We start from the raw sequence: 11,609 nt of genomic DNA on the forward strand, positions 1-11,609 counted from the left end.
TAATTATGATTATTTTCTTATAGGCAGTAATTCATGTAACTGGTTGATCTTATACTCAGGGATTTTTCTCAGGGTTTGGGTAAGCCACTCTAATGGGTTGATATCATTGAGCTTGCAAGTTCCAAAGAAAGAATACATCATAGCTGCTTGCTGAGCGGCATTGTGAGAGCCGGCAAACAAATAGTTCTTTCTACCTAATGCCAATGGTCTGATCTTGTTTTCCACCGCATTGTTATCAATCTGCCAATGGCCATTTTCTGTATACCTGATCAACTGTTGCCATTGATTGAGACTATAAGTGAATGCTTTGCCTATGGCGCTTTTAGGCAAGACCTTGGAATAATTCTTCTCCAGGAAGCTTTTCATCTCATTCAACACGGATAAAGCTTCTTTTTGTCTGAGCTGGTAGACTGCCTGCTGATCAAGTTTTTCTTCTCGGGTTTTTCTTTCGATAGCATAAAGCTGTTGGAACATATTCAAAGCAGTACTGGCCAATGACTGATCATTTTCCAAAGCCGCCTCAAACTTTCGGCGGGCATGGGCCATACACCCCAGATGGGTAATATCCACTCTTCTGCCCAATTCCTCATAGCCCGCATACCCATCAGTTTGTAGACAGCCTTTAAAATCCTTTAAGATTTCCTGAGCTACCGACTTACCCCGGCTTTGATGATATTGAAAAACCACCATCTTACATTTAGGCAGTAAAAATACCCACTGGTACCCTTTATGGGTACTTCCTGGCTTTTGATTACTCAATACCGGGATGGGGCTCTCATCGGCCTGGAGGTAATCGGTGTTGGTGAGTTGTTGGACCATTAACTCATAGAGTGGCACCAGCAGTTCACAGGTTTTTCTGAACCAACCCGACAGGGTGGATTCAGGGATTTTCATCCCATCTCTTTTAAAGATTTGTACCTGGCGGTAGAACGGTAAGTGATCGATAAACTTACTTACCAATAGATAGGCCAACAGGCTGGCCCCTGCATTGCCGTTAGGGATCACCTGGGTAGGCAGATCCGCTACCTTAATGCTTTCAGCCTGCTTATAAACAGGGCGTACTGTCTTAGTGACATAAAACTTACCGGGGGTGTATTCTAATACCTCACTGACCTTTTCCCCGATCCGGACACTGTTTTGCCAATCCACCCCTTGGGGCTCGATGAGTCGCTCCTCTCTGGGAAGGTAAGCAGGTAATAACAACCGTTTAGCCTTACCAGTCTTCTTAGGTTTCTCTCGCTGATAGGTGATGGTCTGTTGTGCAGCGGCTTCAACAGCTTCCTGTTCTTCAAACAAAGCGTGTTGGGCAATATCCGAAGGAATAAAACGCTCTCGCTTACGGCCAAAGATCATACGCTTTAGCTGTGCTAACTCTTCTTTTAAGTAAGCATTTTCCTGTCGTAAAGTCAGGACTTCTTCCTGTAAGTCTACTTGTCCCTGCACAGGGTAAATTTACGGCAACGAAAACGATCTGACGAATTAAAAAACAGCTTTATTCAACTGGTAACGAACTTTTTTACGCACTGAGTCCAGGCGGATACCTTCCACGATCAACATCAACTCAGACCAGCTTAACATGAGCGCTCCATCTACAGCAGGACGTTCAAATACGCCCCGCTCAAGGCGTTTATAATACAAGGTAAATCCACCCGATTCCCAATGCAATAATTTGATCAGGTTACCCAGCTTGTTAAGGAAAACATATACCCCACCATCCATCGGGTTCCTGCCTAACTCATTACGCACAATACCTGAGAGGCTATCAAAGCCTTTGCGCATATCAGTGGGATGTTGATACAAATAATACTGGTGGGAACTGGTCAAAGAAAACATTACACCAGGTGGATCAGGGCAGCAATGGTCGAACAAGTGGTCGATTCAGGCAAGACCAGCTTGACTCCATTGGGATAGACTAACTCAATGGAAGAGCTTAATGTCGGTGGGATGGCCACAAAACCTTCAGCCTTAGCCTGACCTTGAGACTTTCTGTAACGGGTGCGCCAATAGGAAAAGGTGGACAACTTAAGGCCATGACGTGCACAAAACGAAGGCCTGTCCAGGCCACTTGACTCCCACTCCTTCATCAACTCAAACATCTTAGATTCCTTGCTCATCGCTCTTTTTGTGAACAAAAATCACTATTCAGAAAGCATACAGCAATACGCCCAACACCGAAGGGATACNACATGCGTGGATGGTACACCGATGTACCGCCAGGCTTGTAGTGCTTGAGTAAGGGGTCAACATTAATACGATCGATCACATCATTAACCAGACGAACTGGATGGTTTTCCTCAATTAATTCTTCCAAAGAAGGAGGAAGTAGCATCACTTGATTAGGACTGTAATCTTTAAAGACTAGATTTGAAGTAGTACACACAACACTAAGTTAACCCTTAGTCATCAAAAAGGCCGACAGCTTCTCGCTATCGGCCTTTACTTTCTTTACCATAAAAAGAAGGTGACTTTTGAGACACCCTCTTTTCTTTTGCATGAAAACTACACCAAGAAGAAGTTTGGTCTTTGATCATTAGGTGAGTTAGTGGCTTACCCTGTTTATGGACAATGTGCACTTCGTATAACCCACTGCGTTTATTTGAACCAGTCAGCCACTATGAGTTCCTTGGTTCCGTGTCCCCAGGAATAAAAACCACTGCCTGATTTCACTCCCTTATGCCCGGCTTCTACCATATTTACCAGCAATGGGCAGGGGGCGTATTTAGGATTTCCAAACCCGTCATGGAGTACCTTTAGAATAGAAAGGCAAACATCCAGTCCGATAAAATCAGCCAATTGCAATGGTCCCATGGGGTGTGCCATACCCAACTTCATTACTGTATCTATTTCCTCAACACCAGCTACCCCTTCAAATAACGAATACACAGCCTCATTGATCATGGGCATTAAGATTCGATTGGCTACAAAACCGGGGTAATCATTAACTTCCACGGGTACTTTACCTAATTGCCTGGATAAAGTCATCACTTTTTCAGTGACCTCATCTGATGTGTTGTATCCCCTGATCACTTCCACCAGTTTCATAACAGGTACCGGGTTCATGAAGTGCATACCTATCACTTGTGATGAGCGCCCGGTAACGGCAGCAATTTTAGTGATAGATATAGAGGAGGTATTAGTAGCTAATATCGTATCCGGGGCACAGGTTTTGTCCAGTTCTTCAAATATCTTGAGTTTTAACCCGGTGTTTTCCGTGGCTGCCTCTATGACCAGTTCTGCATCTTTTACGCCCGAGGCGACCTCCGTAAATGTTGTAATATTAGCAAGAGTGCTGGTCTTTACTTCTTCGGTGATCACCTCTTTTTTGATTTGGCGGTCAAGGTTAGCCGCTATAGTTTTAAGGGCTTTATCTAATGCCTCCTGTGCTATGTCAATCAGAGCAACGTTGTATCCATTTTGAGCAAATACATGGGCAATGCCATTTCCCATAGTACCTGAGCCAATTACAGCTATATTTTTCATTCCATCAGTGGTTTGTTAAGGCGGCAAATATAGAAATTTTCCCGGGCATAGCGTAGAGGTAAGAGGCATGGGAAAAGAACATTGAATATACCATATTGAACAGACAACCTGGAATTTTGACTAACTTCGCCCCTATGATGACCATTGGTAATTTTTACGAGCTGGAAGTCCTTCGGGAAGTGGATTTTGGAATGTATTTAAAGTCTGATCTGGGAGATATTCTTATCCCCGGCAAGTACATTCCTGAAGCAATTAAGGTGGGTGACAAGATCCGTGTTTTTCTTTATCGGGATTCCGAAGACAGGCTTATCGCCACTACGTTAGAGCCCGCCGGCATAAAAGATGAATTTGTGTCATTGACTGTAGCAGATGTTAATCCGCATGGTGCATTCATGTCATGGGGTTTAGAGAAAGACCTGTTTGTTCCCAAAAGTGAGCAGCATATGCCCTTTAAACGTGGCAATCGGTATGTAGTGCGTATTTGTCTCGATTACAAAACCGATCGTTTGATCGGCGTGGGAAAATTGAATGCCTTTTTTGAAAAGAAAGTTACGGGTCTTCAGGAAAAGGAGCAGGTGGACCTATTGATTTACGGGAAAAGTGACTTGGGCTTTCAAGCCGTTATCAACCAAAAGTACCAGGGGTTGGTATATCACAATGAAGTGTTCAGTCAGCTCAGCGTTGGAGATGCCCTTAAAGGATACATCAAGACACTTCGGGAAGACGGAAAAATTGACCTTTCCATTACCCCTTTAGGAGTGGAAGCGATTGCAGATAATAAAGAGCTTATCCTCAATAATCTGTCGATGAGTAACGGGTTTTTACCTTTTCATGATAAGTCCAGCCCTGAGGAGATCTCGGAGACTTTTGGTATGAGCAAAAAGGCCTTTAAAAAAGCAATTGGAGGGCTGTTAAAAGAAGGCAGGATCAAATTATCTGATAAAGGGATTACCCAATCAACTAAATAAAAGCCAGGCTTGGGAAAAGATGCGCGCTGTTCTATGGGTTTTTGGTATTTGCACCGTGTTTTTTGGACTCATTTGGCTTTCAAAAGACCGGATCATTACCTTTTTATTTCCTGAAAGAATTGAGGTGACCACACAGGGTAATGTATTTGCCAATGATATTACCATTAAACACACCACGTGGGACAAAACGGATACTCTGACTGTTTATCATATCGGAACGCAAAAGCTCCATGCCATCAGCGGTCCTGGCTTGAATTACTTCCTGGTATTTGAAGGCAATGATCTGATCGGAGCGTTCGAATATTACAGCAGACAGTCACATGGCAAGCGCTATCACTTCTACATTTCTGGGAAACAAGATTCGTTATGGATGGATATGAAAATATCGGGATGGGGGAGTAGTCGCTAATCATTCGTTGTAGATCAGCACTTCCTTTGCCAAACCCATCGCATTAAAGCGAATACTGAGGTATACGTTGTCCGTAAACGTTGTATCAGAGTTACAGCTTTTGTGCGGACTCAAATGATAAATGAAAAATTTCTGACTACGTTTATATAATTCATTCATATCAGGTTTGCCAAGTAATTCCACCAATTCGGTTTGTGTTGATCCTTTGATATTTTCCAGGTTTTTTTTCAGGTCATCGTACATTTCCATTCGTAAACCTTTACAACCATTCGGGTCTTCGGCCCAGCGCTCCCTGTCTATACCTGTCAGTTGTGTTGAATTATTGCATGCCACCATTAAAAGTAAGCCGAGCTGCCAAATGTATTTTTTCAATTTTTATCTATGATTTGTTCTGCCTTAACAAACCTAATTAATTGAATTCAGTTTAATAAAGAAAGTTCTAACTTCGCGCCCAATTAAAGAACTTATGATAGGTAGATTTATAAAATTCTTTTGGTTCATTTCTTTATTCGCCGGTTTGGCCGCGCTGCTTTATGTCTACGCCGGACTTTCCCAGCAGGTAGTATATGGGGCTGAGGCTGAAACTATGTTTACAGATAGAGAATCCTTTTTTTATATTGCCTTGGGCATATTGACGGTGTGTAATTTTTCCTTTTACGCACTTACCAAAAATATGAAATACAGGAATGAGGAGATGAATACCTTGCTGGTGAACTGGCAGCTGAGTTTTGCTATCGTATTGAATGTATTTTATATTATTGGAGTTAATTTCATATTCCTGTTAAACAGTGGCGAACACTTCAATTATGACAACTTTGGTTTCCTGATCATCATTTCGTTGAGCTTGATAGTGCTATGGGTATTTGCACTGCCCATATTAGTGATCAGACAAAGAAAATCTATTTGACTTTTCTATTTATAGAGATAATCATAAGTTATTAATAATCTGATAATTAAATACTTATAGATGATTAAAAACTATAAGCATTTAATTGATTCTATTCTTTTAATCGCTTGAATTAGTTTGAAAATTCGTGTTTATTCGCCGCGTGACGGTGTTTAAAATGAGTGAGATTTATGGCAGCTGATAATGTAATATATAATGAAGACAGTATAAAGTCCCTGGACTGGAAAGAGCATATCAGGCTAAGACCAGGAATGTACATAGGAAAACTAGGGGACGGTTCTGCGCAGGATGATGGTATTTATGTGTTGGTAAAAGAGGTCATTGATAATTGTATCGATGAGCATATGATGGGATACGGAAAAACCATTGATGTCAAGATCTCCGACCACCGGGTGGAAATACGTGATTATGGCCGGGGAATTCCATTAGGTAAAGTGATCGACTGTGTTTCTAAGATCAATACGGGAGGTAAATATGATTCCGGGGCATTTCAGAAATCGGTTGGTCTTAACGGTGTAGGTACCAAGGCAGTCAATGCGCTGTCCAATTATTTTAAAGTACAATCCTTTCGTGAGGGTGAAACCAAATTGGCGGAATTTCAACGAGGTGAAGTAACGAATGATGCGAAAGTGATTAAATCAAGTGGCAGAAATGGTACACTCATCGCTTTTGAACCGGATGAATCAGTATTTAAGAATTTTCACTTTATACCGGATTACCTCAATGACCTTATCTGGAATTACGTTTTTCTCAATGCCGGCCTTACCATTAATTTCAATGGACAAAAGTTCCATTCTGAAAATGGGTTGAAAGACCTGTTGGAAAGAAAAACAGATGTAGAAAGCCTCAGGTATCCTATCATACATTTGAAAGGCGATGACATAGAAATGGCGTTGAGCCATGGAAGTCAGTATGGGGAAGAGTATTATTCATTTGTTAACGGGCAGTACACTACCCAGGGAGGAACACATCTCGCGGCTTTCCGTGAAGCTGTAGTACGGACTGTGCGTGATTTTTATAAAAAAGATTTTGAGGCTACTGATGTACGGGCAAGTGTGGTAGGTGCGATAGCCGTACGTGTGCAGGAGCCGGTTTTTGAGTCACAAACCAAAACAAAGTTAGGTTCGCAAAATGTAGCTCCGAACGGGCCTACTATGCGTACATTTGTCAATGATTTTGTCAAAAAGGAACTTGATAACTACCTGCACAGAAATACGCAGGCTGCTGATGCATTGCTCAAGCGTATATTACAGTCTGAAAGAGAGCGAAAAGAAATAGCAGGAATTAAAAAACTGGCGAATGACCGGGCTAAAAAAGCGAACCTGCACAATAAAAAATTAAGAGACTGCCGTATTCATTATAATGAAATAAAGAAAGACCGTCGGGATGATACTATGATATTTATCACAGAGGGTGATTCCGCCAGTGGCTCGATAACAAAATCCAGGGATGTTCAAACACAGGCGGTATTTAGTTTGAGAGGAAAACCGCTCAACTGTTTTAACCTTACCAAAAAAGTAGTTTACGAAAACGAAGAATTTAACCTGCTGCAACATGCGTTGAATATAGAAGATGGTATTGAAGGGCTGCGCTACCGGAAAATAATCATAGCTACGGATGCTGATGTGGATGGAATGCATATACGGTTACTTTTACTGACCTTCTTTCTGCAATTTTTCCCTGACCTGGTAAGGCATGGGCATATTTATATCCTGGAAACACCTCTTTTCAGAGTGAGAAATAAGAAAGAGACCATTTACTGCTATTCAGACGAAGAGAAAAAGGTGGCGATCGATAAGCTGGGAAGTAAGCCAGAGATAACGCGTTTTAAAGGACTGGGAGAGATATCCCCGGAAGAATTTGGAAATTTTATAGGAGGTGATATCAGGTTAGAGCCTATCATACTTCAGAAAGAAACGACAATCAAGAAGTTACTGACTTTTTATATGGGGAAAAATACTCCGGATCGGCAAGAATTTATTGTTGAAAACCTGCGAGTGGAAAAGGATTTGGTAGAAGAGGAGGTTTGATTGCGGCTTTATTGCAATAGTGTTTATTTTGCATTTTTATTAGTTTAACACTTCTAAGACACTAATTCAAACATTGATTAATGGATGACCTGCTTTTATTTGCATTGATCATTTCAGGGAGTGAGGCAGCGCAATGATCGTATTTAATTTAATTGCCAGGTTAACTACCAATAATGGCAATAATAAAATCAATAAGACCACTTTTGCTAAGGGGCTGGCGGGAAGAGCTTTTTTTACCTTTGCACTAGCCAATGACCTGCCTCAATCCCTTACATTCTTTGCTGCATTGAAAATTGCCACAACGATCAAAGAGGAGGACAAAATATCGAACGATTTTTATTTACTGGGTAACCTGTTATCCATCACATGGGGTATCATGTACAGTAAAATATACTTTAATTATTTCGGCTTATGAATAACGATATGGAAGAAAGCGATAACGGACAACACCCGGAAGGAGAAGATATTATTCATGACGTGCTTCCCGTTTCAGGGATGTACCAAAACTGGTTTCTGGACTACGCTTCATATGTGATACTGGAACGTGCTGTACCAGCCATTGAGGATGGGTTTAAACCTGTTCAGCGCCGGATCATGCACGCATTGAAGGAAATGGATGATGGGCGGTTCAATAAGGTGGCTAACGTTATCGGAAGCACCATGCAGTACCATCCGCATGGAGACGCCTCTATTGGAGACGCTATTGTAAATATTGGTCAGAAAGACTTACTCATCGAAACCCAGGGAAACTGGGGGGATATCCGTACCGGTGACAGTGCTGCTGCTCCGCGTTACATCGAAGCACGTTTATCAAAATTTGCGCTCGATGTGGTTTATAACCCTCAAACTACCGACTGGCAATTATCATATGATGGAAGAAAAAAGGAACCGGTAACCCTGCCGGTTAAATTTCCATTGGTGATCGCCCAGGGTGTAGAAGGAATTGCTGTCGGGCTTTCTACCAAGATATTACCACACAATTTCTGTGAACTGATCAAAGCCTCCATTGATATTCTTAAAGGAAAGAAGCCGAAAATATTTCCTGATTTTCCTACCGGGGGTACTGCCGATTTTTCTGAATATAACCAGGGATTGCGGGGAGGTAAGGTAAAAGTAAGGGCCAGAATAGAAGAGTACGATAAAAAAACGCTGGTAGTGAAGGACATCCCATTTGCTACTACCACTACCAGTGTCATTGATTCCATCATCAAGGCAAATGACAAAGGTAAGATCAAGATCAAGCAGGTGGTAGATAACACTGCCAAGGATGTTGAGATATTGATATCGTTGGCACCCGGGCAATCACCGGATATTACCATCGATGCACTTTACGCATTTACAGACTGTGAGGTATCCATTTCACCTAATGCCTGTGTGATCATTGATGAGAAGCCCCATTTCATGCCTGTTAATGAAATCCTCAAGATCAATACTGATCAAACAGTGACACTGCTTACCCGCGAGCTGGAGATCAAACGACATGAACTCATGGAGAAAATACTGTTTTCTTCATTGGAACGAATATTCATTGAAAACAGGATATACAGAGACATAGAAGAGTGTGAGACCTGGGAGGCTGTCATTGAAACCATTGATAAAGGGTTAGATCCTTTTAAACCGCAATTTTACAGGGAGATCACAGAAGAAGATATTATCAGGCTTACTGAGATTAAGATCAAACGGATATCCCGATTCGATTCTTTTAAAGCGGACGAGCTGTTGAAAAGGCTGGAAGAAGAACTTAAACAGACAGAATACAACCTTGCACATATCACTGAATTTGCCATCAACTACTTTACTAACCTCCTGGAAAAATACGGTAAGGGAAGGGAAAGAAAGACCATCATTAAATCCTTTGATAGTATTGATACTACTATTGTAGCTGCCAATAATCAGAAGCTCTATGCCAATCGAGCCGATGGTTTTGTGGGGTATGGACTTAAAAAGGACGAATTTGTCTGTGAATGCTCGGATATTGACGACATCATCGTTATACGTCAAGACGGAAAAATGATGGTATCCCGTATAGCCAACAAGGTATTCATGGGGAAAGATATATTGTACGTAGGAGTTTGGAAGAAGGGCGATGAACGCATGACCTTTAACCTGATCTATCTGGACGCTAAAACCGGCCGCTCTATGGTGAAGAGGTTCAATGTGACAGCTATTACACGTGATAAGGAGTATGATCTGACCAAGGGCGCTAAAGGCTCTAAAGTACATTATCTGACAGCCAATCCGAATGGAGAGGCGGAAGTTGTGACTGTTAAACTTACTGCAGGTGCCTCGGCACGTAAAAAAGTGTTTGACTTCGATTTTGCAGAAATTGACATAAAAGGTCGTGGTGCAGGTGGAAATATCCTGACCCGCTACCCTTTACGAAAAGTGGAGTTAAAGACGGAAGGAGTTTCAACACTGAGTGGGCTGGACATTTGGTATGATGATTCGGTGGGCCGGCTGAACAAAGACGGTAGAGGTCAGTTTATAGGAAAATTTAATGGCGAGGATAAAATCCTTGTGCTCTATAAAGAAGGTTCCTATGAGCTTACTTCTTATGAAATGACGAATCGCTATGAACATCAAAAGATCGCAGGTATTGAGCGTTTCAGTCCGGAAAAAGTTGTTTCGGCGGTGCATTACGATGGGGAAAACAAAAACTATTACGTGAAACGATTTTCTATAGAAACTACCACCATAGACAAACGCTTTGGGTTTATCAGTGAATCACCAGGCTCAAAGTTATTAGTGGCTACCACTCTCTCAAAAGCTACTGTAGCTATTGACTATACCAAAGGGAAAAGTAAGGAGAAGTTTACCGAAGAGTTGATACTTGATGACCTAATAGATGTAAAAGGGTGGAAGGCCTTAGGGAATAAGCTTTCTGTTCACAATGTAAAAAAAGTGAATTTCATAGGTGGTGAGGAGCCGATAGTAGAGGATAAAACCGTAGTAACCTCTCCGGAAGCCCCTGACGATGCTGAAGCAGCTTCGGGCGAGCAAAAAGATAAAGCGGCTGATAACTCGTCTACGGATACTAAAGAAGACAACGGTTATGGAGCCGGCCAAACCATCGAGTTGGATTTTTGATCATGTGTGGTGATCAGTCCGGTTTTTTTGAGTTTCTGTCGCAATACGTTACGGAAGGTAAAAAGCAGGCTATAGAACGGGTTTTAGAACACCGGACACGCTACCTGACGGTGGTGTTGGAAGATGTTTATCATTCGCAGAATACCAGTGCAGTGGTACGATCTTGTGATTGCTTCGGTATCCAGGACCTTCATGTTATAGAGAACAAACATCATTATGAACTAAATCCCAGGGTAGTTCATGGAGCTTCTCAATGGGTAGATGTGATTCAATATATGGAGGAAGAGCATAATTCTGAAACATGCTTTTCCACGCTTAGGGAGAAGGGTTACCAATTAGTAGGTACTGTACCTGACCCAATGGCGCCAAATATCCATGATTTTCAATTCGAACAACCTACCGCACTGGTATTTGGCACAGAAAAAGAGGGTTTGTCTGATATGGGTAAAAAATATTGTGATAAACTCGTAACCATCCCGATGTATGGCTTCACTGAGAGTTTCAACATTTCTGTAAGCGCTGCCCTTTCCATTAATTTACTCGCACGGAAACTTTTTTCTTCCAATTTGCATTGGAGGTTATCGGAGAATGAAAAACAGACGCTTAGGTTAAAATGGTTTAAACGGATAGTGCGTAACTCAGATATAATGGAAAAAGAATTTTTTGGGTCCGGGAAATATTTGTGAAATAACACGTTGTAAGCAGCAGACTATTTTTTTACGCCTTCA

The 11,609-nt window shown here is 41.8% G+C and carries 12 protein-coding genes; 7 read left to right on the forward strand and 5 right to left on the reverse strand.

Features of this window, described 5'->3' with window-relative positions; translation table 11 throughout:
• Positions 1 to 9 precede the first annotated feature (9 nt).
• From FNH22_RS09725 to FNH22_RS09745, 4 genes are all read right to left on the reverse strand, one after another.
• Positions 10 to 1,443 (reverse strand): IS66 family transposase, encoded by a 1,434-nt coding sequence (locus FNH22_RS09725; RefSeq protein ID WP_143398172.1) that lies wholly within the window; start codon positions 1,441 to 1,443, stop codon positions 10 to 12.
• Positions 1,444 to 1,479: 36 nt separating this feature from the next.
• The gene (tnpB, locus tag FNH22_RS09730; RefSeq protein WP_143398173.1) at positions 1,480 to 1,833 is read right to left on the reverse strand and encodes an IS66 family insertion sequence element accessory protein TnpB; all 354 of its coding nucleotides are present in this window, start codon (positions 1,831 to 1,833) and stop codon (positions 1,480 to 1,482) included.
• Positions 1,833 to 2,114, reverse strand: a complete 282-nt coding sequence (locus FNH22_RS09735) for an IS66 family insertion sequence element accessory protein TnpB (protein ID WP_143398174.1) — start codon at positions 2,112 to 2,114, stop codon at positions 1,833 to 1,835. The genes tnpB and FNH22_RS09735 overlap by 1 nt, the downstream gene beginning before the upstream one ends.
• A 478-nt stretch (positions 2,115 to 2,592) precedes the next feature.
• Positions 2,593 to 3,480: a 3-hydroxybutyryl-CoA dehydrogenase gene (locus FNH22_RS09745; protein ID WP_143398176.1), complete on the reverse strand. Its 888-nt coding sequence runs from the start codon at positions 3,478 to 3,480 to the stop codon at positions 2,593 to 2,595.
• A gap of 134 nt (positions 3,481 to 3,614) precedes the next feature.
• Here FNH22_RS09745 and FNH22_RS09750 point away from each other — a divergent pair, with 134 nt between their 5' ends.
• On the forward strand, positions 3,615 to 4,448 hold the full coding sequence (locus FNH22_RS09750; protein WP_255518018.1) for a S1 RNA-binding domain-containing protein: 834 nt from the start codon (positions 3,615 to 3,617) through the stop codon (positions 4,446 to 4,448).
• A gap of 19 nt (positions 4,449 to 4,467) precedes the next feature.
• Positions 4,468 to 4,857, forward strand: coding sequence for a hypothetical protein (locus tag FNH22_RS09755; protein WP_143398177.1), 390 nt, complete (start codon positions 4,468 to 4,470; stop codon positions 4,855 to 4,857).
• On the opposite strand, the gene FNH22_RS09760 is transcribed toward FNH22_RS09755, so the two are convergent.
• Positions 4,858 to 5,229: a hypothetical protein gene (locus FNH22_RS09760; protein ID WP_143398178.1), complete on the reverse strand. Its 372-nt coding sequence runs from the start codon at positions 5,227 to 5,229 to the stop codon at positions 4,858 to 4,860.
• A gap of 94 nt (positions 5,230 to 5,323) precedes the next feature.
• Here FNH22_RS09760 and FNH22_RS09765 point away from each other — a divergent pair, with 94 nt between their 5' ends.
• From FNH22_RS09765 to FNH22_RS09785, 5 genes are all read left to right on the forward strand, one after another.
• Positions 5,324 to 5,764: a hypothetical protein gene (locus FNH22_RS09765; RefSeq protein WP_143398179.1), complete on the forward strand. Its 441-nt coding sequence runs from the start codon at positions 5,324 to 5,326 to the stop codon at positions 5,762 to 5,764.
• A gap of 170 nt (positions 5,765 to 5,934) precedes the next feature.
• Positions 5,935 to 7,794, forward strand: a complete 1,860-nt coding sequence (locus FNH22_RS09770) for a DNA topoisomerase IV subunit B (protein ID WP_143398180.1) — start codon at positions 5,935 to 5,937, stop codon at positions 7,792 to 7,794.
• Positions 7,795 to 7,927: 133 nt separating this feature from the next.
• On the forward strand, positions 7,928 to 8,209 hold the full coding sequence (locus FNH22_RS09775; protein WP_185154155.1) for a hypothetical protein: 282 nt from the start codon (positions 7,928 to 7,930) through the stop codon (positions 8,207 to 8,209).
• Between the two features lie 8 nt (positions 8,210 to 8,217).
• A complete protein-coding gene (locus FNH22_RS09780; protein WP_370513179.1) occupies positions 8,218 to 10,881 on the forward strand; it encodes a DNA gyrase/topoisomerase IV subunit A in 2,664 nt (887 codons plus the stop codon).
• Between the two features lie 2 nt (positions 10,882 to 10,883).
• Entirely contained in the window at positions 10,884 to 11,567 is a 684-nt protein-coding gene (locus tag FNH22_RS09785) for an RNA methyltransferase (protein WP_143398182.1), read from the forward strand.
• Positions 11,568 to 11,609 lie beyond the last annotated feature (42 nt).

The sequence above is a fragment of the Fulvivirga sp. M361 genome (assembly GCF_007097395.1).
Taxonomy (GTDB): domain Bacteria; phylum Bacteroidota; class Bacteroidia; order Cytophagales; family Cyclobacteriaceae; genus Fulvivirga.